19 protein-coding genes are annotated in these 24,733 nt (G+C 66.8%); 9 read left to right on the top strand and 10 right to left on the bottom strand.

The window, feature by feature from the left end; all coding sequences use genetic code 11:
- Positions 1-117: 117 nt before the first annotated feature.
- Entirely contained in the window at positions 118-2,829 is a 2,712-nt protein-coding gene (gene gyrA, locus ABQY64_RS08375; RefSeq protein ID WP_349779978.1) for a DNA gyrase subunit A, read from the top strand.
- A gap of 194 nt (positions 2,830-3,023) precedes the next feature.
- Positions 3,024-5,501: a membrane-bound PQQ-dependent dehydrogenase, glucose/quinate/shikimate family gene (locus ABQY64_RS08380; protein ID WP_349779979.1), complete on the top strand. Its 2,478-nt coding sequence runs from the start codon at positions 3,024-3,026 to the stop codon at positions 5,499-5,501.
- Between the two features lie 234 nt (positions 5,502-5,735).
- Here ABQY64_RS08380 and ABQY64_RS08385 read toward each other — a convergent pair whose 3' ends face one another.
- The gene (locus ABQY64_RS08385) at positions 5,736-6,464 is read right to left on the bottom strand and encodes a hypothetical protein (RefSeq protein ID WP_039514302.1); all 729 of its coding nucleotides are present in this window, start codon (positions 6,462-6,464) and stop codon (positions 5,736-5,738) included.
- Positions 6,465-6,661: 197 nt separating this feature from the next.
- Between ABQY64_RS08385 and ABQY64_RS08390 the strand changes: the two genes are divergently transcribed.
- On the top strand, positions 6,662-7,750 hold the full coding sequence (locus ABQY64_RS08390) for a hypothetical protein (protein ID WP_349779980.1): 1,089 nt from the start codon (positions 6,662-6,664) through the stop codon (positions 7,748-7,750).
- A 151-nt stretch (positions 7,751-7,901) separates the two neighbouring features.
- On the opposite strand, the gene hutU is transcribed toward ABQY64_RS08390, so the two are convergent.
- The 4 genes from hutU to hutI all read right to left on the bottom strand — a co-directional run bounded on the left by hutU (position 7,902) and on the right by hutI (position 13,439).
- On the bottom strand, positions 7,902-9,569 hold the full coding sequence (gene hutU / locus ABQY64_RS08395; protein ID WP_349779981.1) for a urocanate hydratase: 1,668 nt from the start codon (positions 9,567-9,569) through the stop codon (positions 7,902-7,904).
- Positions 9,570-9,585: 16 nt separating this feature from the next.
- Positions 9,586-10,446: an N-formylglutamate deformylase gene (hutG, locus tag ABQY64_RS08400; RefSeq protein WP_349779982.1), complete on the bottom strand. Its 861-nt coding sequence runs from the start codon at positions 10,444-10,446 to the stop codon at positions 9,586-9,588.
- Between the two features lie 232 nt (positions 10,447-10,678).
- Positions 10,679-12,220 (bottom strand): histidine ammonia-lyase, encoded by a 1,542-nt coding sequence (hutH, locus tag ABQY64_RS08405; RefSeq protein ID WP_349779983.1) that lies wholly within the window; start codon positions 12,218-12,220, stop codon positions 10,679-10,681.
- A gap of 13 nt (positions 12,221-12,233) precedes the next feature.
- Positions 12,234-13,439 carry an imidazolonepropionase gene (gene hutI / locus ABQY64_RS08410; protein WP_349779984.1) on the bottom strand — a complete coding sequence of 402 codons (1,206 nt, stop codon included), beginning with the start codon at positions 13,437-13,439 and terminating at the stop codon, positions 12,234-12,236.
- Between the two features lie 60 nt (positions 13,440-13,499).
- Here hutI and ABQY64_RS08415 point away from each other — a divergent pair, with 60 nt between their 5' ends.
- Together ABQY64_RS08415 and hutC are read left to right on the top strand one after the other, a co-directional pair.
- Positions 13,500-14,870 (top strand): formimidoylglutamate deiminase, encoded by a 1,371-nt coding sequence (locus ABQY64_RS08415; RefSeq protein WP_349779985.1) that lies wholly within the window; start codon positions 13,500-13,502, stop codon positions 14,868-14,870.
- Between the two features lie 4 nt (positions 14,871-14,874).
- Positions 14,875-15,648 (top strand): histidine utilization repressor, encoded by a 774-nt coding sequence (gene hutC, locus ABQY64_RS08420; RefSeq protein ID WP_349779986.1) that lies wholly within the window; start codon positions 14,875-14,877, stop codon positions 15,646-15,648.
- A gap of 41 nt (positions 15,649-15,689) precedes the next feature.
- Here hutC and ABQY64_RS08425 read toward each other — a convergent pair whose 3' ends face one another.
- From ABQY64_RS08425 to ABQY64_RS08435, 3 genes are all read right to left on the bottom strand, one after another.
- Positions 15,690-16,694, bottom strand: coding sequence for a restriction endonuclease (locus ABQY64_RS08425; protein ID WP_349779987.1), 1,005 nt, complete (start codon positions 16,692-16,694; stop codon positions 15,690-15,692).
- 232 nt (positions 16,695-16,926) lie between these two features.
- A complete protein-coding gene (locus ABQY64_RS08430; RefSeq protein ID WP_039514313.1) occupies positions 16,927-17,481 on the bottom strand; it encodes a phasin family protein in 555 nt (184 codons plus the stop codon).
- 180 nt (positions 17,482-17,661) lie between these two features.
- The gene (locus ABQY64_RS08435; protein WP_026064847.1) at positions 17,662-17,937 is read right to left on the bottom strand and encodes a polyhydroxyalkanoic acid system family protein; all 276 of its coding nucleotides are present in this window, start codon (positions 17,935-17,937) and stop codon (positions 17,662-17,664) included.
- A 174-nt stretch (positions 17,938-18,111) separates the two neighbouring features.
- On the opposite strand from ABQY64_RS08435, the gene ABQY64_RS08440 reads away from it, so the two are divergent.
- Positions 18,112-18,921: an FHA domain-containing protein gene (locus tag ABQY64_RS08440; RefSeq protein WP_024939832.1), complete on the top strand. Its 810-nt coding sequence runs from the start codon at positions 18,112-18,114 to the stop codon at positions 18,919-18,921.
- Here the strand turns inward: ABQY64_RS08440 and msrQ are convergent.
- Both msrQ and msrP read right to left on the bottom strand, forming a co-directional pair.
- Entirely contained in the window at positions 18,863-19,519 is a 657-nt protein-coding gene (msrQ, locus tag ABQY64_RS08445; RefSeq protein WP_024939831.1) for a protein-methionine-sulfoxide reductase heme-binding subunit MsrQ, read from the bottom strand. The two genes, ABQY64_RS08440 and msrQ, sit on opposite strands and share 59 nt — an antisense overlap.
- A 130-nt stretch (positions 19,520-19,649) precedes the next feature.
- Positions 19,650-20,618 carry a protein-methionine-sulfoxide reductase catalytic subunit MsrP gene (gene msrP, locus ABQY64_RS08450; RefSeq protein ID WP_024940184.1) on the bottom strand — a complete coding sequence of 323 codons (969 nt, stop codon included), beginning with the start codon at positions 20,616-20,618 and terminating at the stop codon, positions 19,650-19,652.
- Positions 20,619-20,796: 178 nt separating this feature from the next.
- On the opposite strand from msrP, the gene serC reads away from it, so the two are divergent.
- From serC to aroA, 3 genes are all read left to right on the top strand, one after another.
- The gene (serC, locus tag ABQY64_RS08455; protein WP_039514318.1) at positions 20,797-21,882 is read left to right on the top strand and encodes a phosphoserine transaminase; all 1,086 of its coding nucleotides are present in this window, start codon (positions 20,797-20,799) and stop codon (positions 21,880-21,882) included.
- A gap of 67 nt (positions 21,883-21,949) precedes the next feature.
- Positions 21,950-23,152 carry a prephenate dehydratase gene (gene pheA / locus ABQY64_RS08460; protein ID WP_039520680.1) on the top strand — a complete coding sequence of 401 codons (1,203 nt, stop codon included), beginning with the start codon at positions 21,950-21,952 and terminating at the stop codon, positions 23,150-23,152.
- Between the two features lie 127 nt (positions 23,153-23,279).
- Complete coding sequence (aroA, locus tag ABQY64_RS08465; protein ID WP_167704131.1) at positions 23,280-24,593, top strand: 3-phosphoshikimate 1-carboxyvinyltransferase; 1,314 nt, start codon at positions 23,280-23,282, stop codon at positions 24,591-24,593.
- Positions 24,594-24,733 lie beyond the last annotated feature (140 nt).

Below are 24,733 nucleotides of genomic sequence, written 5' to 3' on the forward strand. Positions count from 1 at the left end.
TCGTGATACAATCCGGGGCTTGAATCGATCGGCGGGAGCGTGGGGTCGGCAGCCCGTTGTCAGGGCGCCCCCGACGCGGCTTTCCGGCTCGCCCGCCACCTCACTTACGGAACCCGAATGGCAGAAACCGCCAAGGAAATCATCCAGGTCAATCTGGAAGACGAGATGCGCAAGAGCTATCTCGATTACGCGATGAGCGTGATCGTGGGCCGCGCACTCCCCGATGCCCGTGATGGCCTCAAACCCGTGCACCGTCGCGTCCTGTACGCCATGCACGAGCTGGGCGCACACAGCAACAAGGCCTACTTCAAGTCGGCGCGTATCGTCGGCGACGTCATCGGTAAATACCACCCGCACGGCGACCAGTCGGTGTACGACACGCTGGTGCGCATGGCGCAGCCGTTCTCGCTGCGCTACATGATGGTGGACGGCCAGGGTAACTTCGGTTCGGTCGATGGCGACTCCGCCGCGGCAATGCGTTACACCGAGTCGCGCATGTCGCGGCTGGCGCATGAGCTGATGGCCGACATCGACAAGGAAACCGTCGATTTCCAGCCCAATTACGACGAGAAGGAACAGGAACCGACGGTCATGCCGACCCGGTTCCCGAGCTTGCTGGTCAACGGCTCGGCCGGTATCGCGGTGGGCATGGCCACCAATATCCCGCCGCATAATCTGACCGAGGCGATCAACGCCTGCATCGCCTTGATCGACACGCCGGAGCTGGATGTCGAAGGCCTGATGGAATACATCCCTGGCCCGGATTTCCCCACCGCCGGCATCATCAACGGCACCGCCGGCATCGCTGCCGGTTACCGCACCGGCCGTGGCCGCGTGCGCATGCGCGCCAAGGCCGATGTGGAAGTGGCCGACAACGGCCGTGAAGCGATCATCGTCACCGAGATTCCGTATCAGGTGAACAAGGCGCGGCTGATCGAGAAGATCGCCGAGCTGGTCAAGGAAAAGAAGCTCGAAGGCATCAGCGAGTTGCGCGACGAGTCCGACAAGGACGGCATGCGCATCTACATCGAGGTCAAGCGCGGCGAGTCGGCCGAGGTTGTGCTCAACAACCTGTATCAGCAGACCCAGATGGAGTCGGTGTTCGGCATCAACATGGTGGCGCTGATCGACGGCCGCCCGCAGTTGATGAACCTCAAGCAGATGCTGCAGGCGTTCATCCGCCACCGCCGCGAAGTGGTGACCCGCCGCACCATCTTTGAGCTGCGCAAGGCGCGTGCGCGTGCGCACGTGCTGGAAGGCCTGACCGTCGCGTTGGCCAACATCGACGAGATGATCGAGCTGATCAAGACCTCGGCCAACCCGCAGGAAGCGCGCGAGCGCATGCTGGCCAAGACCTGGGAACCGGGTCTGGTCGGCGCGCTGCTGGGTGCTGCCGGTGCCGAAGCCTCCAAGCCGGAAGATCTGGCGCCGGGCGTGGGCCTGGCCAACGGCTTCTATCAGCTCAGTGAAGTGCAGGCCTCGCAGATCCTGGAAATGCGCCTGCATCGCCTGACCGGGTTGGAGCAGGAAAAGCTGACCGACGAGTACAAGCAGTTGCTCGAGGTCATCCAGGGCCTGATCCGCATCCTGGAAAACCCGGACGTGCTGCTGCAGGTGATCCGCGACGAGCTGATCAACATCCGCGAAGAGTACGGCGACGAACGTCGCACCGAAATCCGTCACAGCGAAGAAGATCTGGACATCCTGGACCTGATCTCGCCGGAAGACGTGGTGGTGACGCTCTCGCATGCCGGCTATGCCAAGCGCCAGCCGGTCAGCGCATATCGTGCGCAGCGCCGTGGTGGCCGCGGCCGGTCTGCGGCGGCGACCAAGGAAGAGGATTTCATCGACCAGCTGTGGCTGGTCAACACGCACGACACGCTGCTGACCTTCACCAGCAGCGGCAAGGTGTTCTGGCTGCCGGTGTACCAGTTGCCGGAGGCCGGCTCCAATGCGCGTGGCCGTCCGATCATCAACTGGATTCCGCTGGAACCCGGCGAGCGTGTGCAGGCGGTGCTGCCGGTGCGCGAGTACGCCGACAACCGCTATGTGTTCTTTGCCACGCGCAACGGCACGGTCAAGAAGACCCCGCTGAGCGAATTCGCGTTCCGCCTGGCACGCGGCAAGATCGCGATCAACCTCGATGAGGGCGATGCGCTGGTCGGTGTGGCCTTGACCGATGGCGACCGCGACGTGTTGTTGTTCGCCTCCAACGGCAAGACCGTGCGCTTTGGCGAATCCACCGTGCGTTCGATGGGCCGTACCGCCACCGGCGTGCGCGGCATCCGTCTGACCAAGGGTGAAGAGGTGGTCAGCCTGATCGTGGCCGAGCGTGCCGGCGGCGTTGAAGGCGATGTCGAGGACGAGGGTGTCGAGGACGTGGTGGAGAGCACGGATGGTGTCGAGGCGGAGGTGATCGACGTTGCCGAGAGCGACGACATGGCCTACATCCTCACCGCCACCGAGAACGGCTACGGCAAGCGCACCCCGCTGACCGAGTACCCGCGCAAGGGCCGTGGCACGCAGGGCGTGATCGGCATCCAGACCACCGAGCGCAACGGCAAGCTGGTGCGTGCGGTGCTGCTGGGCGCCACTGACGAAGTGCTGCTGATTTCCGATGGCGGTACGCTGGTGCGCACCCGCGGTTCGGAGATCTCGCGCGTGGGTCGCAATACCCAGGGCGTGACCTTGATCCGCTTGTCCAAGGGCGAAAAGCTGCAGGCGGTCGAACGCCTGGATGCCTCGCTGGATGAGGCCGAGGACGTGCTGGACGATGCAGCGGTTGCACCGGCAGCAAGTGCAGACGACCTGCCACCGAACGAAGCGTGATCGCATCTGGCGAGCAACGCAGCTGAAGAAAAACGCCGGCGCACAGCCGGCGTTTTTTATTGCACGCGGTGACATCTGCAACGCAGTGTTTTTCGACGGCGTTCGCAAAGAACGCGGTTTTTTCACCGCAGCGGGTCGAAGGTTGGGGGTGGTGCGGCGGCGTTGCGTCGCCGCAGATCGAAGAGGAACAACTGATGACGACATTGCATCGTCCTTCCCGTCGCGGCCACTGGGCGCTGGCGACGTTGGGAGGCGTGATTGGAGTGCTGGGCGCCGTGCTGCTGGCAGGCGGCGTGTGGCTGGCCGCGCTGGGCGGCTCCTGGTATTACGCGCCTGTGGGCGTGGCCTTGCTGATCGCCGGCGTGTTGCTGTTTCGCGGTCGCAATGCGGGCGCGTGGTGGTTTGCCGCAGTGGTGGCGGCGACGTTGCCGTGGACGTGGTGGGAATCGGGCAGCGACTACTGGCGTTGGGTACCGCGGCTGGGCTTGATCGTCGGCCTGGCGTTCGTGCTGGCGCTGCTGCTGCCGAAGCTGGAGCGCCCGGTGTCGCGCGCGGTGTCGCGCAGCGTGGCCGGCGTTCTGGCGGCGGTGTTCGTGGTGGCCTTCGCGCTCGCCTTCGTGCCGTTTGGGGTGACCGAGGCCGATGGCGCGCTGGCACACGCCGCCGGCATGGCCGCGGGCCTGGTCAAGCGCAGCGCGTCTGCAGCGCCGGCCGCCGCCGACGGGCAGCCGGGCAATGCGCCTGCCGACGACGACTGGGCCGCATATGGACGCAGCCAGGCCGGGCAGCGCTATTCGCCGCTGCAGCAGATCAACCGCGACAACGTTGCGCAATTGAAGCAGGCCTGGGTCTTCCACACCGGCGACCTGCCGAGCAAGCGCTGGGGTGCGGAAACCACGCCGTTGAAGGTGGGCGACAGCCTGTACCTGTGCACTGCGCGCAATCAGGTGATCGCGCTGGATGCCGCCAGTGGCAAGGAGCGTTGGCGTTACGATCCCAAGGTCAAGGATGAGGCGATTCCGTATACGGCCGCCTGCCGTGGTGTGTCGTACTACCAGGTGCCGGCGGCAGCCAATGAGGCCGCCGCAACGATGGCAACGGAGGGGGCGCCGCTGTGCCGCACGCGCATCATCGAAGGCACGCTGGATGGCCGCCTGATCGCGCTGGATGCGCGTAGCGGCAAGCCGTGCACGGACTTCGGCAACAACGGCCAGGTCGATATCACCGTCGGCATGGGGCAGACGCCGCCGGGTTATGTATCGATCAATTCGCCGCCCGCCATCGTGCGCGGGGTGGTGGTCACCGGCCATCAGGTGCTGGACGGGCAGAAGCGTTACGAGCCGTCCGGTGTGATCGAGGGCTTCGATGCGGTGACCGGCCAATTGCGCTGGGCCTGGGACATGACCCATCCGGACTGGAACGGCGCACCGCCGCCGGGCCAGACCTGGACGCGTGGCACGCCGAACATGTGGACCACCGCCGCGGCCGACGAACAGCTGGGCTATGTGTATCTGCCGATGGGCAACTCCACCGCCGATTACTGGAGCAGCTCGCGCACGCCGGAGGAGAATCGCTATGCGACCTCGCTGGTGGCACTGGATGTCACCACCGGCAAGCCGGTGTGGAATTTCCAGACCACGCATATCGATGCGTGGGATTACGACCTGGGCTCGCAGCCGAGCCTGATCGACTTCCCCAAGGACGGCGTCAACGTGCCGGCAGTGTTGTTGCCGAGCAAGCAGGGCGAGTTGTACGTGCTGGATCGGCGTACCGGCAAGCCGCTGGTCGGCGTGGAAGAACGCGCAGTGCCGGGCGGTGGCGTGGAGCCGCAGATGCGTGCCAAGACGCAGCCATTTTCGCTGTACCACACGCTACGCAAGCCGGATCTGACCGAGCGCGATATGTGGGGGATGACGCCGATCGATCAGCTGGTCTGCCGCATCCAGTTCCGCAAGGCCAGCTACAAGGGCATCTACACGCCGCCGGAAGCCGACCGCCATTCGATCGAATACCCAGGCTACAACGGCGGTTCGGATTGGGGCAGCGTGTCGGTGGATCCGCAGCGCGGCGTGATCGTGGCCAACTACAACGACATGCCCAACTACAACCTGCTGGTGCCGCGCGCCAAGGCCGACAAACTGGGCTGGGCACCGCGCGATGAAGCGCGCGGCGATGCAGGTGGCGCGGAAGGTGCGGGCGATCCGCAGGCCGGTACGCCGTATGCGATCAACGTCAATGCCGGCTGGCGCCTGCCGTTCACCAAGCTGCTGTGCAAGCAGCCGCCGTATGGCGGCATCCGTGCGATCGATCTGGCCAGCGGCAAGACCCTTTGGGACCGTCCGTTCGGCAGCGCACGCGGCAATGGTCCGTTCGGCATCCGCTCGGGTCTGCCGATCGAGATCGGCACGCCCAACAACGGCGGTTCGGTGGTGACGGCCAGTGGCTTGATCTTCATCGCCGCAGCCACCGACGACCTGATTCGTGCGATCGATCTGGCCACCGGCAAGGAGCTGTGGCACGCCAAGCTGCCGGCCGGCGGCCAGGCCAACCCGATGGTCTATGCCTACAACGGCCGCGAGTATCTGGTGATCATGGCCGGCGGCCACCACTTCATGGAAACGCCCGCAGGCGATGCCGTGGTGGCCTACGCGCTGCCGCAGCAGGCACCATGACGCAGGCAGCGGTCAAACCCGCCAACCAAGGCAGGCCGGCCATTCCCGAGGCCTGAAACGAAAAAGCGCACCGCAAGCGGTGCGCTTTTTTCATGGGCAATCGCATCACAGCAGTCGCTGCATCGGGAAGCGGTCAAACAGCATGCATCTACCTGTTGACCCAACAGAACCCCGCACCCACGCTCCTACGATTCCCGATTCCCGATTCCCGATTCCCGATTCCCGATTCCCGATTCACCCAACGTTGGCCGCAACCGCATCCTCCATCACCGCATCGCGCACATCCTGCGCCAGCGTCGCCTTGACGATGATCGAGCGGATGGCATCGGTGGCATCCGACAGCGGCACATCGCTGCTCAGCCGCTGGAAGGTGTCGCGGCTGTTGTAGCCGGACCCGTCCTTCAGATAGTGGTCGTACATCGACAGCAGGTCCTGGCAGGCGGTGATCAGCGCCGCGACGTTGCCGCGCAACAAGGCATAGCCGATCTGGTCGAAGCTGTGCAGGCAATCGGCCAGCCAATGCAGGTCGTAACGGGCGGTGGCCGGTTCCGGCGCAGTGTGGCCGCGGCTGTAGGCGCTGTAGCGGCGCAGGCTGCGTGCCACCCGTGCGACGTGCGCGAACAACGTGCCAATCTCGTTTGCGATATCCAGCCGCTGCACCATCACCATCGGAATGACCTGGCTGTCGGCAGCCGGCGCCTGTTCGGCGGCCGTCTGTTCCTGCTGCTCCAGCGATTGCTTGAGGACGGTGTAGCTGCGCTGCAGCGATTCCAGTTCCAGCACGCTGGCGGCCGCGCGCGCCTTCGCCTGCGAGAGCGCTGCCTGGTAGCGGGCAAGGCTGTCCTGGGTGCTGGCGAGCTGGCCGGATTCGGCGCGCAGCTGGCGGCCACGTACGAACGCCAGCACGGTGGCAATCAGCGCCCAGAGCGCGAATGCAGGCACCAGGTAGATCAAGATGCCCATGGAGATCCCTCGAAACGTTGCATACCTTGTCGGCCTGCACGCGGCGGACTTGAGGGCAATCGTCGAGAATGTGATGGGCAACGATGTCCTCGCTTGCAACCCGAAGCAGGAAGTTCTCGCGCCCCCTGACCAAAGGCACGTGGCGGGCGGTATCGCGGCATGCTCGAATCAGCGCACTCGCCAGCCCGGAGCCTTGCATGCGCAGATGGATCGATCACTGGCCGCCAACGCTGCGGCGCATCCGCTCAGCCGGACTGATCTGGGTCGTGATGTGCGCTACCGCGCATGCCGCGCCAGCCATGCCGTCATCGGCACCCGTGCAGGTGGGTTACAGCGAGGCCACGGACCTGTTCAACCTGCTGGATAACCTGTCGGACTGGTTGCCGGGCTATACGGCGCCCGTGTATCGCAGCTATTTCGAAACCCACGGCGGGCTGGACCCGGCCGATCGTGCAGCACTTGTGGCCTACGCAGCTTTCCGTCGGCGCACCTCGGGGCTGACAAAGGACGACGATCTGGAGATGCTCGACCGCGTGTTTGCGCCAGATGCGACCCGTGAGGTGGATCCTTTCTCCCGGCATTTCCTCGGGAATGCCGGATTCGAGGCCTCAGCGGACGCCGCCATTGCCGAGCAGTCGGCAGACGACCAGGCGATGTTGCGCGCGTATTTTGCCCGCTTCGTTCCGCGCGCCAGGCGCGTGGTCGCCATTGCACCGCGTTTCGAGCAACAGGCGCGCGAGCTGGGCGAAGAACTGTCCAAGCCCGCCGTCTCGCGGTTGGCAGCGCAGATGCGGGCGTTCTTTGCGGTGCCGGAGCCTGCGGTGTTCCAGGCAAGATTCGTCTGGTGGCCGGAGCCGGACACCACCCAGGCCAAGGTACGCGGACGCACCATGCTGCTGTATTCGCAGCATGATGCGCGTACCGGCACGGCCTCGATGGACTGGGCGCCGATCGTGTTGCATGAATTGAGTCACTACCTGTCTGCGGGGCAGCCCTCGGCGCGCAAACGGATGCTCGCTGCCAACTTCGTGCGGCTGTGTCCGGGTGCGGCCATCTTGCGTAACCCGCTCAACGCGCTGGAAGAGCCGTTGGCGATCTACTGGGGACAGTATCGCTTCGAGCAGGCGGTGCGCGGGCGTACGCTGCCGCCGTCGTCGCAGTGGTATATCCAGGCGGACGCCGATCGCGCGGCGAAGGTGATCGCAGCGGCCTATCCAGCAAGCGGGGCGGCACCGGTGCTCGATGACGGCGCATTGCTGGCCGCTGCTGCATTGGCCTGCAAGTAGACCGTGATGGAGCTGGAAGCCGCCGGCAGAACGCGGCGGATCGTCGTCGCCTGCTGCGGACGCTGCGCCCACAACCGGTGATGTCCGCGTGCTGCATGCCGACCGCGTACGGCGTGCACGCGGTCGGCGAAACAGCCGGGGCCGAGAATCCTCAGCCCAGAATGCCGGGCAAATCCAGGCCTTTTTCCTTCGCGCAGTCGGTGGCGATGGCGTAGCCGGCATCGGCGTGGCGCATCACGCCGGTGGCCGGGTCGTTCCAGAGCACGCGCTCCAGACGTCTGTCGGCCGCCTCGCTGCCGTCGCAGACGATGACCATGCCGGCGTGTTGCGAGAAGCCCATGCCGACGCCGCCGCCATGATGCAGCGACACCCAGGTCGCACCGGACGCGGTGTTGAGCAGGGCATTGAGCAGCGGCCAGTCGGAGACCGCATCCGAGCCGTCGGCCATGGCTTCGGTTTCGCGGTTGGGCGAGGCGACGCTGCCCGAATCCAGATGATCGCGGCCGATCACCACCGGCGCCTTCAATTCACCGCTGCGCACCATCGCATTGAAGGCCAAGCCGAGCCGATGGCGGTCGCCCAGACCGACCCAGCAGATCCGCGCAGGCAGGCCCTGGAAGGCGATCTTTTCGGCGGCCATGTCCAGCCAGCGGTGCAGATGCGCATCGTCGGGAATGAGCTCCTTGACCTTGGCATCGGTCTTGGCGATGTCGTCGGGATCGCCACTGAGCGCGACCCAGCGGAACGGGCCGATACCGCGGCAGAACAGCGGCCGGATATAGGCGGGCACGAAGCCGGGGAAGTCGAACGCGTTGTCGACGCCTGCTTCCAGCGCCATCTGGCGCAGGTTGTTGCCGTAATCGACGGTGGGCACGCCGAGTGCGTGGAAGGTGAGCATGGCGCGGATGTGGTTGGCCATCGAGTCGCGCGCGGCCGCTTCCACCGCCTCCGGCGCGCTCACGCGTTTCGCGTCCCATTCCTCCACCGTCCAGCCCTGCGGCAGGTAGCCGTTGATCGGGTCGTGCGCGGAGGTCTGGTCGGTGAGCAGGTCCGGCTTGACTCCACGTAGCAGCAGTTCGTCCAGCACGTCTGCGACATTGCCGAGCAGGCCGACCGACAGCGGTTTCTTCGCCGTGCACGATTCCTCGATCAGGCGCAGCGCTTCGTCCAGGTCGTCGGTCCAGGTGTCCAGGTAGCCGGTGCGCAGGCGCATGTCGATGCTGGAACGGCGGCATTCCACCGCCAGGCACGAGGCGCCGGCCATTACCGCGGCCAGCGGCTGCGCGCCGCCCATGCCGCCCAGGCCACCGGTGAACAGCCACTTGCCGGCCAGGCTGCCGCCGTAATGCTGGCGGCCCATTTCCACGAAGGTCTCGTAGGTGCCTTGCACGATGCCTTGCGCGCCGATGTAGATCCAGCTGCCGGCGGTCATCTGGCCGTACATCGCCAGACCCTTGCGATCGAGTTCGTTGAAATGCTCCCAGCTGGCCCAGCGCGGCACCAGGTTGGAGTTGGCGATCAGCACGCGCGGCGCATCGGAATGCGTGCGGAACACCCCGACCGGCTTGCCGGACTGCACCAGCAGGGTCTGGTCTTCGTCCAGGCGGGTCAGCGCGGCGACGATCGCATCGAAGGATTCCCAGTCGCGCGCGGCGCGGCCGATCCCGCCATAGACCACCAGTTCCTGCGGGCGCTCGGCCACGTCCGGGTCCAGGTTGTTCATCAGCATGCGCAGCGGCGCTTCGGTGAGCCAGCTTTTTGCGGTGAGCGTGGTGCCGGTGGCGGCGCGGATGACGCGGGTTGCATCGTGACGGGTCATGCCGGTTTCCTTGCAATCAACGGTGCGCCGCAGGCGGCGTGGTGGCGGAGGAGTCAGCGGTGGTATTGGCAAACTGCAGGCAGGCCAGCAGCACGTGGCGCAGCACCGCGCGCAGTGCGACCGCATGTGCGGGGAGCCACGGCGTGGGCCAGTTCTGCGGGGTGATGGTGTCCGGCTCGCGCATATAGCCGCGGCACGCCAGCTCCATCTGCAGCGTATGCACGCCATGCCCGGGCTGCGCATAGTGGCGTGTGATCCAGCCGCCCTTGAAGCGCCCGTTGCGCACGGTGCTCGAGCCGCTGCTGCGGCACAGCTGCTCCACGGCATCGGCCAGGGCCGGATCGCAACTGCGGTCGTCGTTGCTGCCGATGTTGAACTGCGGCAGCTCGCCATCGAACAGATGCGGAATATGCGAGCGGATCGAATGCGCGTCGTAGACCACGATCCTGGCGTGCTGCGTGCGCAGGCGCGCGATCTCGGCAGCGAGCGCAGCGTGATAAGGGTCGAACCACTGCGTGCGGCGCCAGGCGGTCTGCGCTTGGTCGGGCTCAGCGCCGTCGGCATACAGCGGCTGGTTGTCGAAGGTGGTCAGCGGACACAGGCCGGTGGTGTTCTGCCCCGGGTACAGGGACGCTCCGCTGGGATCGCGGTTGACGTCGATCACCGAGCGCGAGATCGCGGTGCGCACGGTGGTGGCGCCCAGCGATTGCGCGAAGTCGTACAGCTGATGCACCCACCAATCGGCATCGCGGCGTGCCAGCCAGGGCGAGACGAACTGGTCGACCATCTCCTCGGGCAGCTCGGTGCCGGTATGCGGGAAGCTGAGGATCAGCGGCGCATCGCCGCGGTGGATCTCGAGCCAGGGCAGGGCGCTCATCGCGGTGCGCCTTGTGCTGGTGCGATCGTCAAGGCGCGACGATGTCGCGCCTGCATCCGGTCGGCACGCGGCGCGCAAGCGCGCAGCACGGCCTGACGCGCAAGCAGTCCGCGCGCGCGTATTGCCCGCAGTGCATGGTCATTGCGCAGATGCGCGCTCGGCAGTGACGCGAGACCTTGCACGCGCGAACACGACGCTGCCGAGGTCATTCCAGCGGCTGCGACGTGGCACGTCATGCGTGCTGCTCCACGCCTGGCAAGGCGATGGCAACCGCCTGCGCGAGCGCGCCCGAACGCACCAACGCACTGGCCGCCAGCATGTCGGGATGGAAATAGCGGTCGTCCTGCAGGGTCGGTACCTGCGCGCGCAGCAGGGCGCGTGCCGCTTCCAGCGCGGCGCTGGAGCGCAGCGGCGCATGGAAGTCGCAGCCTTGTACGGCCGCCAGCAGTTCGATACCGATCACGTGCGCGGCGTTCTCGGCCATCGCCAGCAAACGCCGCGCGCCATGCGCGGCCATCGACACATGATCTTCCTGATTGGCCGAGGTCGGGATCGAATCGACACTGGCCGGATACGCGCGTTGCTTGTTTTCCGACACCAGGGCCGCAGCGGTGACCTGCGGAATCATGAAACCGGAATTCAGGCCCGGGCGCGGGGTGAGGAACGCCGGCAGGCCCGACAAGGCCGGGTCGACCAGCATCGCGGTGCGGCGTTCGCTGATCGAGCCGATTTCGCAGACCGCCATCGCCAGCATGTCGGCCGCGAAGGCCACCGGCTCGGCGTGGAAGTTGCCGCCGGACAAGGCCTCGCCGGTATCGCTGAATACCAGCGGGTTATCCGAGACGCCATTGGCCTCGATCTCCAGCGTGCGGGCGGCCTGACGCATGATGTCCAGCGCCGCGCCCATCACCTGCGGCTGGCAGCGCAGGCAGTACGGATCCTGCACGCGTACATCGCCGAGCCGGTGCGATTCGCGGATGCTCGAATCGGCCATCAGCGCGCGCAGTGCGGCAGCGGTGGCGATCTGCCCCGGCTGGCCACGCAAGGCATGGATGCGCGCATCGAATGGCGTGTCCGAGCCCTTGGCCGCTTCCACCGACAGCGCGCCGGTGACCAGCGCTGCCTGCAGCACGGTTTCGATCTCGAACAGGCCGGCCAAGGCGCAGGCGGTGGAGAACTGGGTGCCGTTGAGCAGCGCCAGGCCTTCCTTGGCGCCCAGCACGCGCGGCTGCAGCTGCGCCTGTGCCAGCGCGTCGGCGGCAGGCAGGCGTTGCCCGCCGACAAAGGCTTCGCCGACGCCGATCATCACCGCGGCCAGATGCGACAGCGGTGCCAGATCGCCGGAGGCACCGACCGAGCCCTGGCAAGGCACCACCGGCGTGATGCCCTGGCGCAGCATCGCGTCCAGCAATGCCAGCGTCTGCGGCTGCACGCCCGAGGCGCCCTGGGCCAGGCTGGTGAGCTTGAGCGCCATCATCAGCCGCACCACCGGCACCGGGGTGGGCTCGCCGACCCCGGCGGCGTGCGAGAGCACGATATTGCGCTGCAGGGTCTGCAGGTCCTCGCGCTCGATGCGCACGCTGGCCAGCTTGCCGAAGCCGGTATTGACGCCATACACCGGCTCGCCGCGCGCCACGATGGCCTCCACCGTCTGCGCGCTGCGCAGCACCGCGGCCGCGCAGGCCTCGTCCAGCACGACGTCGGCGCCGCGATACAGCGCACGCCACTGCGCCAGCGTGACCTGGCCGGGCTGCAAGACAAGAGAAGCACTCATGATGACTCCGGATTCAGCAGGAATGCCCGCGCCAGACGCGGGCATGAAGAGGGTTGAAGCCCATGCGGTAGACCAGGTCGGCCGGCGCATCGATGTCCCAGATCGCCAGGTCGCAGTGCAGGCCGGCGCGCAGCCGGCCCAGTCGCTCGCCGCGCCCGAGCGCGCGTGCGGCTTCGCGGGTGAACCCGGCGATGCACTCGTCCACGGTCATGCGGAACAGCGTGGCGGCCATGTTCATCGCCAGCAGCGGGCTGGTCAGTGGTGAGGTGCCCGGATTGCAGTCGGTGGCCAGGGCCAGCGGCACGCCGGCGGCGCGCAACGCCGCGATCGGCGGCAGCTGGGTGTCGCGGGTGAAATAGAACGCGCCCGGCAACAGCACCGCGACGGTGCCGGCGCCGGCCATCGCGGCAATGCCGGCGTCATCCAGGTATTCGATGTGATCAGCCGACAATGCGCCATGGCGTGCGGCCAGTTGCGCGCCATGCTGATTGCTCAGTTGCTCGGCATGGATCTTGATGTCCAGGCCATGTGCCTGCGCGGCACGGAAGACCTGTTCGGCCTGCGCGGGCGAGAACGCCAGATGCTCGCAGAACACGTCCACCGCCTCGGCAAGCCCTTGCGCGGCGATCGCCGGAATCATCTGCGTGCAGACGGCGTCGATATAGCTCTGCGCATCGCCGCCCGGCGGCACCGCATGCGCACCGAGGAAGGTCGGTACCACTTCGACCTTGCGCAGTGCCGCGAGCTGGCGTGCCACGCGCAGCTGCTTGGTTTCGTCCTGCAGCGTCAGCCCGTAGCCGGATTTAATTTCCAGCGTGGTCACGCCTTCGGCGAGCATGGCGTCCAGGCGCGGCAGGCTGGCGGCCAACAGCGCTGCGTCGTCGGCGGCGCGGGTGGCGCGTACCGTGGCCACGATGCCGCCGCCGGCTGCGGCAATCTCGGCATAACTGGCACCGCGCAGGCGTTGCTCGAATTCGTTGGCGCGATTGCCTGCATACACCAGATGGGTATGGCAATCGATCAGGCCGGGGCTGATCCAGCGGCACCGGCAATCGTGCGCAACGTCCGGCTTTAGCGCCGGGGCCTGCGCGGCCGGGCCGGCATAGGTGATGCGGCCGTCCTGGCAGGCCAGAACGCCATCGTCCACGATGCCCAGGCCACCATCGGCTGCGTCCAGGGTCATCAGCTGTGCGTTGTGCCAGAGGACGTCGCAATGCATGGCGCAGGCTCGTGGTGTCTGATATGTATATACAATAGAACCGGTATTCGAGGGTGTCCAGTGGCAGACCAACAGGTGCAGGCGTTGTGGGCGGCGCGGGCTCTCTTGCCCGATGGTTGGGCGGGCGATGTGCGGATCACCCTGGCGCAGGGGCGCATCGCCTCGGTGCAGCCCGGCACCGCACCCGCTGCCGACGACAGCCGGGTCGAGTGGCTGCTGCCCGGGCTGGGCAACCTGCATAGCCACGCATTCCAGCGCGGCATGGCCGGGCTGACCGAAGTGGGCGGGCGCAGCGGCGACAGTTTCTGGAGCTGGCGCGAGTTGATGTATCGCTTCGTCGACCGGCTCGATCCGGACAGCCTGCAGGCGATCGCCGAACAGGCCTATGTGGAGATGCTCGAAAGCGGCTTCACCCGCGTCGGCGAATTCCACTACCTGCACCACAGCCCCGGCGGCGCGGCGTATGCGCAGGCCAGCGAAATGTCCGGGCGCATCGCCGCTGCCGCCGCCAACACCGGCATCGGGCTGACGCTGTTGCCGGTGTTCTATGCGCATGCGGATTTCGGTGGCGTGGCGCCCAGCGCAGCGCAGCGTCGTTTGATCCACGATATCGATGGCTTCGCGCGGTTGCTGGACGACTGCAAGGGCAGCTTGAAAACATTGCCGGATGCCGTGCTCGGGCTGGCACCACACAGCCTGCGCGCGGTCACGCCGGAGCAGTTGGCGGCGTTGGTGCCGCTCACCGATGGCCCGATCCACATCCATATCGCCGAGCAGCAGCGCGAGGTCCAGGCCTGCCTGACCTGGTCCGGCCAGCGCCCGCTGCAGTGGCTGCTGGCCAACACGCCGGTGGATGCGCGCTGGTGCCTGGTGCATGCCACGCATGTGGACGCCAGCGAGCTGCAGGGTATCGTCGACAGCGGCGCGGTGGTCGGGCTGTGCCCGATCACCGAGGCGAATCTGGGCGACGGCTTGTTCCCAATGCAGGCATTTGCCGCTGCGGGCGGGCGCTTTGGCGTGGGCTCGGATTCGAATGTGTTGATCGACGCGGCCGAAGAGCTGCGCCTGCTCGAATACGGCCAGCGTCTGCAGCTGCAGGCGCGCAACGTGCTGGCGCAGGCGGGCGCCTCCAGCGGGCGTTGGTTGTTCGAGCAGGCGGGCGAGGGTGCGGCGCAGGCCCTGGGCATTGCGCGCAGCGGCATCCGGGTCGGCGCATCGGCCGATCTGCTCGAACTGGACCCGACCCATCCGGCGCTGCTGGCGCGCAACGACGATGCGCTGCTGGACAGTTGGCTGTTCGCCGCGCGCGGCGGTGCGGTGCGCACCGTCTGGCGCGCCGGGCGCGCGGTGGTGCGCGACGGGCGCCATGTGGATCGCGCGCGGATTGCCGCGCGTTTTGCCGGGGTTCTGCGATCGCTGCTGAGCAAATGAGCGGATGCGCGCACAATGCGGGTCTGACCGGAGACCCGTTTTGACCGCCACCCCCATCGCCGCGCCCGGCACCCTGCATCAACGCATCCGGCAGGATCTGGAACGCCGCATCCACAGTGGCGACTGGCCGCCCGGTCACCGCGTGCCGCCCGAGCACGAGCTGATGGCGCAATACGGCTGCTCGCGCATGACCGTGAACAAGGTGCTTGGCCTGCTTGCCGATGCCGGCATGATCGAACGCCGGCGCCGCACCGGCTCGTTCGTGGCGCGCCCGCATCCGCATCTGGAGCAGGTCGCGTTGTCGATCCCCGACATCGAAGTGGAAATGACCGCGCGCGGCCACGTCTACCGGTTCGCGCTGCTGTCGCGCCGACTGCGCAGCCCGCGCCTGCGCGTGCTGCAGGAGCGTGCGCTGGGCAGCAGCGGCAAGGTGCTCGCGCTGGAAAGCATGCACCTGGCAGACGGCCGCCCGTTCGCGCTGGAGCAGCGGGTGATCGACATCACCACCGTGCCCGAAGCATTGCTGCAGCCGTTCACCGACGTGGCGCCGGGCAGTTGGTTGTTGCGCAACGTGCCGTGGACGCGCGCCGAGCACCGCATCAGCGCCGTCAATGCGGACGCCGCACAAGCCGAACGCCTGCAGGTGGACGATGGCGCGGCCTGCCTGGTCATCGACCGCCACACCTGGCGCGGCGACCAGCCGGTCACCTACGTGCGTCAGTTGTTCCTGGGCGGATCCTACGACCTGGTGGCACGGTTCGCGCCGGGAATGCGCTGACCCTCAAACGCCGCGCGCAAGCGCATAGGGCGATGCGTGAATCAGATCGTCGTGCACTGCCGCCAGCGCACCGCCTCGTCCACGCCGGGGCGCGGATTGAGTTGCACGCGCACGGTGCGCAGGTAGGGGTAGCGCTGCAGTTCGCGGCAGATCAACGGCCACGCCGCCGCATCGTCAACCGAGCGATCCACCGCCAGCGTTGCCTGGGTGATCCAGATACCGCGTACCAGGCCGGGCGTCTGTGCCAGCGCCTTGGACACCTCGCGCTGATAGCCCTGCATGGTCGCCGCATCCGGTTCGGCATCATTTGCCAATGGTGTCGATGCAGGCGGTGCGGCTGATGGCGACGGGGCCTGCGGCGAGCTCGCGCCCTGCGGTGCAGGTGTTGCAGCGACCGCTGCGGCAGCACCTGGGGCGGCCACCACCGTTGCCTGCTGCGCGGGCGCAGGCGGCGCCACCGGTTGCAAGGCCAGCACCGTGACCAGCGCCAAGGTTGCCAGCGCTGCACCGGCAATGAGGCTGTGACGGATTGCGCGACGGCGCGCCATGCCGACCACGCCGGTTTCCACATCGCCCGGCAGATACGGTTTGAGCAAGGGCCACAGACGCACGCCATCCAGCACTTCGATGGACTGCTTCTCGGCGGCCGCCAGGCCTTCGCGTTCCATGCGGCCCTCGGTCACCATCACGCCGCCGCCCGCGCCGGCCAGCCGCGCCATCGCGCCCAGCTCGTTCACCGCCGCCACGCCGATGCGATAGCCGCGCCCGTGCTTGCAGGCCACCAGGCGCGTGCCGTGCTCGGTCTGCATCATGAAGTCGGCCGTCGGCAGGCCATCCGGTGGCACTTGAGTGGGTTGCCAGCCGCGTTGATCCTGCAGCACGCGCTGCACCACGGCGGAAAAGTCGCGCCAGTGCATCGCCGCCAACGCACGCACGCCCTCGCTGGTTTCGTTGGCACGGCGGCGCACCAGCCACACATAGGCGCACACCACCGCCCACAGCAGCAGGGAAACCACAAGCGCCACAGTCCAGGAAGGCATGAGCATCAAGCGAAGGTATGGAACGTATGACGAAGCGGTGCGCCTAGAAGAATCCTTCGCCGCAGATTCGTCAATGGATCGCGGGCGGCGATACCACGCAGCGTGATCCAGATAGCGAAAGACCCGCCAGTCCGAAGCCGTGAGGGGAGGGGAGCAAACGGACTTCATATTACAGGACTGGCGGGTCCTTCCCGATTGTCTAAAAAATCATGTTGCTTTGCAACATTGCCGGGCTGGCTTATTCACCATCGAACGCAGCGCTGCCAGGGCTGGAGTTGCCGCTGGTCGAGCCTGCGCCGGTGGTGTCGCTGCTGGCGGCCTGTGCGGCCTGATTGGCGGTGCGGTTGGCGCGCTTGGTTGCGGCGGTATTGGCGCGCACCTGGGCCTTGAGCGATTCCACCTCGCGACGCAGGTTTTCCAGTTCGTCCTGCTCGGGGATGTTGAGCGTGCGCAGCACGCCCTTGACGCGTTCGTCGAAGGCCTTGCCCAGCTTGTCCCAGCCGCGTACGGCGGTGTCGCGTGCCTGCTCGAACTGGGTCTCCACCTCTTCGCGCAGCTCATCGACGCTTTCGGCTGCCTTGCGCTGGCCGCTGCGCTCGTAGGCCGCGCCTTCGCGCACCAGCGAATCGAACAACTTGCCACCCTCGCTCTGTACCCGTCCCAGCGCACCGAGCCCGGCCAGCCACACCGTCTGCGCCGATTCGCCGAGCCGGCGCGAAATCTGTTCCGCCTGTGCCTGGAAGCCGTGCGCGGCATCGTCGCGCTTGCCGTTCTGATCGTATCCGGTCGTCATGGAATGCTCCTGTGGGTTGCCAAAGTGACGTTGCCTTCACCCTAGTCCCGGCACTGCATCGAGCAGGTGAAGCACGCTCAGAGCATCCGCCTGCAACGGGCTGCGCGGGTGACTTGTCGCTGAAGCACCGGTGCGGTCAGGCCATGGCCGGGCGATCAGGCCCGGACCAACCGCTGCGGCTCAAGCGAGTTTTTCGGCCAGCAGGCGCCGGATTTCCGATTCCACCATCGGCTGCATCGCCGACAACAGGAAGCCGAGCTCGGCGGTGACATGCACCTGCTGCGGCAGCAGGGTGATTGCCCCATCCACGCCGGCCCGCGCGATGCGCAAGGTATCGCCTTCCCAATGCGAGGCGACACCATAGCGATCGGTCAACTTGCGCGCCGCCGCGTCGATCGCTGCGCGGGCCTGGGCCGGCGACAAGGCATGGTCGTGGCGGATATCAATGCTGGACATGGGTTCCATGGGAAAGACGAAAGAAGCGTGCATTGTGCGCATGCGCGGGCCAGGCTCCAAGTGCGGCCCGCATGTGGCCGAGCAGCGACGCCACCTCGCTGCTGTACTTGCGTCGGCCGGACGCCGGTCACATTGTTGGCCGCGGCGCGGGGCAAACCTGCTAGGCTGCGGCGGGTGCGCGATCTGCAAGTTCATTTCACCCACCGGCAGCAGCCGGATCATTCCCTCAAGCCCGGCGTCCACCGGATCGTCCGCCATGCCTCCGGCAGTGTGCGGGTGGTTGCCGATGCGCAGGGTGCGTTGCTGTTGGCGCAGTTCTGCCTGGACCAGCGCGGGCTGTGGCTGCAGGTGGCCAACGGGATCCGCGGCATCCACGTCAACGGGCGTCCGGTGCGGCGCATGGCGCTGTTGCGCCCCGGCGATGCGATCTACGCCGACGGCGTGGAGATGCTCCTGCGCAGTGCGCCATCGAGCGCGCCGGCCAACGACGTTGCAGACGACGATGCCGGCCTAAGCGAGGTCTGCCTGCTGTTGCGCGGGCTGGGCGGCCGCCATCACGGGCGCAGCTTCACGCTGGACCGCTCACGTCTGGTCGGCAGCGACCCGGCGGCGGACATCGTCATCGACGACCCGGCCTTCGCTGCGCAGCACGCGCGCCTGGAACGTCACGGCGACCGTGTGCTGATCCGCGACCTGGGTTCGGAAGAAGGCAGCTGGATCAACGGCGTGCAGGTGCGCGACGGCTGGCTGCAGGCCGGCGACCAGGTGGTGTTCGATGCCCGCCATCGCTTTGTCGTCGAGGTGCCGCGGATCCATCACGGCACCACCTGGGACCTTCCCGAGTCGGAGCCGTTGCCACCACCACGCGCGCCCGGCGAACCGGTGCGTGCGCCGGTCAAGGTCGCGCGCTGGCCGTGGTTGCTGCTCAGCGCGGTGTTGCTGGCGGCGGCGTTGAGCGCCTTGCTGTGGTTCGGCGCGCGCTGAGTTTCTTCCAGATCCGCCAGCCCAGCAGCACCGCCAGGATGCCGGCATACAGCGCCGGTTCGCGGATGTCGGATTTCACCAGCCACCAGAAATGCAGTACGGCCAGCAGCCCAATCGGGTAGATCAGCATGTGCAGGCGGCCCCAGTTGCGCTTGAGCCGCCGCATCCAGCCCTGGGTGGAGGTGATCGCCAGCGGCACCAGCAGCAGCCATGCCGCAAAGCCCACCGTGATGTAGGGGCGCTTGAGGATCTCCTCGAAGATCTGCGTCCAGTAGCCGCGCAGATCCAGGCTCAGGTAGGCCGCCAGATGCACGCTGGCGTAGAAGAACGCGTATAGCCCGAGCATGCGCCGGAAGCGGATCAGCGTCGCCTGGCCGGTGAGCTGGCGCAGCGGCGTGATCGCCAGGGTGATCAACAGGAAGCGCAGCGCCCACAGCCCGGTGCGGTGCTCGATCTCGGCCACCGGATCGGCGCCCAGCGCATCGCTGCCGGTTTGCCATACCTGCCAGAACTGCCAGCCGAGCAAGGCGATCGGGGTCAGCGCGGCGACGTGCACCAGGGTCTTGGCGGCGATCAGGGATGCGGAGGTCTTGGCCATGCGATCTCGAAGAAGGAAGCGATGCCGCGCGGGCATCAACATGCATCGTAGGAGCGCACCCGGGCGCGACGGGCATTCCTGGTGACGCCCGTCGCGCCCGGGTGCGCTCCTACGCGGGGGCATCACTGCCTTAGAACCACTTCTTCAGGTCCATCCCCGCGTACAGCGAGGCGACCTGGTCCGCGTAGCCGTTGAACGGCTTGGTCGCGATGCGCTCGGCGAACAACTTGCTGGCGGTGCCGGCGATCCGGCGCTCGGTCTTCTGGCTCCAGCGTGGGTGATCCACCGCCGGATTGACGTTGGAAAAGAAGCCGTATTCGGACGGCTGCAGATCGTGCCACGCGGTCTCGGGCATCTTTTCGACAAAGCGGATTTCCACGATCGACTTGATGCTCTTGAAGCCGTACTTCCACGGCACCACCAGCCGCAGCGGCGCACCGTTCTGCTGCGGCAGCGGCTTGCCGTACAGGCCGGTGGCCAGCAGGGTCAGCGGATGCATCGCTTCGTCGATGCGCAGGCCTTCGCGGTACGGCCAGTTGATCGAGCGGTAGCGTACGCCCGGCATCTGCTGCGGATCGGCCAGCGTGGTGAACGCCACGTACTTGGCCTTGGAGGTCGGTGCGAAGCGCTTGAGCACCTCGCCGAGCGGCACGCCCGTCCACGGGATCACCATCGACCAGCCTTCCACGCAGCGCAGCCGGTAGATGCGCTCTTCCGCGCTGATGCCCTTGAGCAATTCGTCCAGCGACAGGCTGCCGGGCTTTTCGCATTCGCCGCTGACCTTCACCGACCACGGCGACAGCTTCAGGGTCTTGGCGGCCTTGGACGGGTCGGTCTTGTCGGTGCCGAACTCGTAGAAGTTGTTGTAGCTGGTGACGTCTTCCAGCCGGGTCAGTTCCTCGGCGGTACGGAAGCCGCTGCGCGCCTGCGCCGGAGTCACCACGGTCTTGGGCGGAGGCGGCGGATCGGCCTCGGCGCAGCCGGCCACGCCCAGCGCCGGGGTCAGAGCAAACAGCTGCAACAGCCGGCGTCGGTCGCGGTAGACGGCCTCATCGGTGATCTCGCTGGACGGCGTCTTCAAGACATCGCGAAGGGACATGGCTCGCTCCTGACAGTGGCTGCTGATGAGAATACCGGACCATGGTGATGACGCTGCCGATGGCCTACGCAAACCATACGTCGCCGTGGGTGAGAAGGATGCACATGCAACTTTTCTGCAACGCTGCCAAGGCCGGTGCGCTGCGGCATACTAGAAGGCTAGCTCGACAAGGTGTGCCATGACACGCGCGTTCAATTTCAGTGCCGGCCCTGCGACATTGCCGGAATCGGTCCTGCGCCAGGCGCAGGAAGAGATGGTCGAATGGAACGGCGTCGGCGCCTCGATCGTGGAAATCAGCCACCGCAGCGCCGATTTCATGGCCGTGGCGGCCGCGGCCGAAGCCGATCTGCGCACCCTGTTGTCGATTCCCGACGATTACGCGGTGCTGTTCACTGCCGGTGGTGCCACCACCATCCAGGCGCTGCTGCCGCTGAACTTCGCCGCACCCGGCCAGGCTGCCGATTATGTGATCACCGGCCACTGGGGCAAGACCGCGATCAAGCAGGCGGCCACCTATGTGGATGCACGCATTGCCGCCGACGGCCAGGCAGGCGGCTTCACCGACATTCCGCCAGTGGCCAGCTGGACCTTGTCGCCGCACTCGGCCTACGTGCACATCACCGCCAACGAAACCATCCACGGCGTCGAGTTCCGCGACACGCCGGCGGTGGGCACGCTGCCGCTGTTTGCCGATTTCAGTTCGTCGATCGCCTCCGAGCCGCTGGATGTCTCGCGCTACGGGCTGATCTATGCCGGCGCGCAGAAGAATCTGGGCCCGGTTGGCATCTCGGTACTGATCGTGCGGCGCGAGTTGCTCGAACGCGCCGGCCAGCCGCGCGCGGACATCTTCAACTACGCCTCGCATGCCGCCCGCGATTCGATGCTCAACACGCCGCCGACCTGGAACTGGTATCTGCTCGGACTCACCGTGAAGTGGATGCTGGAGCAGGGCGGGGTGGACGAGTTCGCCCGCCGCAACGCCGAAAAGGCCGCGCTGGTGTATGGCGCGATCGATGGTTCCGGCGGGTTCTACCGCAACCTGGTCAAGCCGGCGGTGCGTTCGCGCATGAACATCCCGTTCTTCCTGGCCGACGAGCAGCTGGATGCGTTGTTCGTCAGCGAATCCAAGGCAGCCGGTCTGCTGGCGCTGAAGGGGCACAAGGCGGTCGGCGGCATTCGCGCGTCCTTGTACAACGCGATGCCGGTGGCGGGCGCGCAGGCGCTGGCGAGCTTCATGCACGACTTCCAGCAGCGTCACGGCTGAGTCTTTCATTCGACCGCGGCGCGTGCCGCGCAGGCGCATGCGCCGCAATTTCAAGGAATGCCGAGCGATGGCTCCCAAGTCCAGCAAGCCCAGTGCCGCCACCGGCGGCAAGACCAAACCGGCAGGCAAGTCCGCCGCCAAGTCCGCGGCCAACGCCTCAGACAAGCGCGCGATCAAGCCGGCCACCGCTGCGCCGGTGCTGGCCGACGTGCGCGCCAAGATCGACGAGATCGACCGCACCATCCAGGCGTTGATCGCCGAACGCGCCAACTTTGCCCACCAGGTCGGCAAGGCCAAGGGCAAGCTCGCCGCGGCGGTGGATTACTACCGGCCCGAGCGCGAGGCGCAGGTGCTGCGCATGGTGGTGGACCGCAACGAAGGCCCGCTCAGCGATGAAGTGCTGGTGCACGTGTACCGCGAAATCATGTCCGCGTGCCTGGCCCAGCAGGAGCCGTTGAAGATCGGCTATCTCGGCCCGGAAGGCACCTTCAGCCAGCAGGCGGTGCTCAAGCACTTCGGCCGTTCGGCAGTCGGCCTGCCGATGGCAACCATCGAGGAAGTGTTCCAGGAAGTGGAAGCCGGCAATGCCGATTTCGGCGTGGTGCCGGTGGAAAATTCCGGCCAGGGCACCATCCAGGTCACCCTGGACATGTTCCTGACCTCCAACCTGAAAATCTGTGGCGAAGTCGAACTGCGCGTGCACCAGTACCTGCTCTCGCGCAACGGCCGGCTGGAAGACATCGAGCGCATCTACGCGCATTCGCAGTCGTTTGCGCAGACCGCCGGCTGGCTGCGTTCGCACCTGCCCAAGGTCGAGAAGATCGCCGTCTCCAGCAATGCCGAAGGCGCACGCCGCGCCCGCAATGCCGAGGACGCCGCGGCGATCGGCGGCGAGAGCGCCGCGCATGTGTATGGCTTGAAGAAAGTCATCATGAAGTCGATCGAAGACGACGACGACAACACCACGCGTTTTCTGGTGATCGGCCGGCAGATCTTTCCCACCTCCGGGCATGACCGCACCTCGGTGCTGGTGTTCATCCACGACAAGCCGGGTGCGTTGTTCGACGTGCTCAGCCCGTTCGCGCGGCATGGCATCAGCATGAACCGCATCGAGTCGCGTCCCTCGCACCAGGCCAAGTGGGAATACGGCTTCTTCATCGACCTGGCCGGCCACGTGGAAGACGAGGCGATGAAGCAGGCGCTGGCCGAACTGGAAGCGCACTCGGCGCAGATCAAGGTGCTGGGCTCGTACCCGGTCGCCATTCCCTGAGCGCCGGGCGTCACGCCAGCGCCGTCCTGACGGGCGCGCCGTCACCGGCCGAGGTGACGGCAGCGCCACGACACTCTTCAACGTGCATCGCCGCACAGGGCGATGCCGCAGCAATCGGATCACACGCATGAGCAGCAGCACGCACCACTGGATCGCCCGGCAGGGCAGCGCATTGCAGGGCAGCCTGACCATTCCTGGCGACAAGTCGGTCTCGCACCGCGCAGTGATGTTCGCCGCGCTGGCAGATGGCGTCTCGCAGATCGATGGCTTTCTCGAAGGCGAAGACACGCGCTCCACCGCGGCCATTTTCGCCCAGCTCGGTGTGCGCATCGACACGCCTTCGGCGTCGCAGCGCATCGTGCACGGCGTCGGCGTGGATGGCCTGCAGCCGCCCAGCCAGGCGCTGGACTGTGGCAACGCCGGCACCGGCATGCGTCTGCTCGCCGGCCTGCTAGCCGCGCAGCGTTTCGATAGCGAGTTGGTCGGCGATGCGTCGCTGTCCAAGCGCCCGATGCGGCGCGTGACCGGCCCGCTGGCACAGATGGGCGCGCGCATCGACACCGAGGACGACGGCACCCCGCCGCTGCGTGTGCATGGTGGTCAGGCCTTGCATGGCATTGACTTCGTCTCGCCGGTGGCCAGTGCGCAGGTCAAATCCGCGGTGTTGCTGGCAGGGCTGTATGCGCAGGGAGAGACGTCGGTCAGCGAGCCGCATCCCACCCGCGATTACACCGAGCGCATGTTGTCCGCGTTTGGGGTGGGGATCGATTTCTCGCCCGGCAAGGCGCGGTTGCGCGGTGGTCAGCGTCTGCGCGCCACCGATATCGCGGTGCCTGCCGATTTTTCGTCGGCGGCGTTCTTTATCGTGGCAGCCAGCATCATTCCCGGTTCGGACGTGCTGCTGCGTGCGGTGGGCCTGAATCCACGTCGTACCGGGTTGCTGGCGGCACTGCGGCTGATGGGCGCGAATATCGCCGAAGAACGTCATGCCGAACATGGTGGCGAGCCGGTGGCCGATCTGCGCGTGCGCTACGCGCCGCTGCAGGGCGCGCAGATTCCCGAAGCGCTGGTGCCGGACATGATCGACGAATTCCCGGCGCTGTTTGTAGCCGCCGCTGCGGCAACCGGGCAGACGGTGGTCACCGGCGCTGCCGAACTGCGGGTCAAGGAGTCCGACCGCCTTGCAGCCATGGCCACCGGGCTGCGCGCACTGGGCGTGCGTGTGGACGAAACCCCGGATGGCGCCACCATTCATGGCGGCAGCATCGGCAGCGGCGTGATCGAAAGCCACGGCGACCACCGCATCGCGATGGCGTTTGCCATTGCCGGGCAGCTATCCACCGGCAGCGTGCGGGTCAACGACGTGGCCAATGTCGCAACCTCGTTCCCGGGCTTCGACAGCCTGGCGCGGGGCGCCGGTTTCGGGCTTGAAACGGCGTGAGTAACGGAACGTCTTAAGTTAGGAAAGGCGGGCAGTTCTCTTGCCGGTTGAGGACTGCTCGTCGGATGAAAGCTGCTTAATCGAAAGCGTCGTAAGTAGGTACGCCTGTCAGTCGACGTTTAGATGCCGCATTGCAGCCA

Origin of the sequence: Xanthomonas sp. WHRI 7065, from assembly GCF_040203115.2 — a bacterium.
Lineage (GTDB): Bacteria > Pseudomonadota > Gammaproteobacteria > Xanthomonadales > Xanthomonadaceae > Xanthomonas > Xanthomonas arboricola.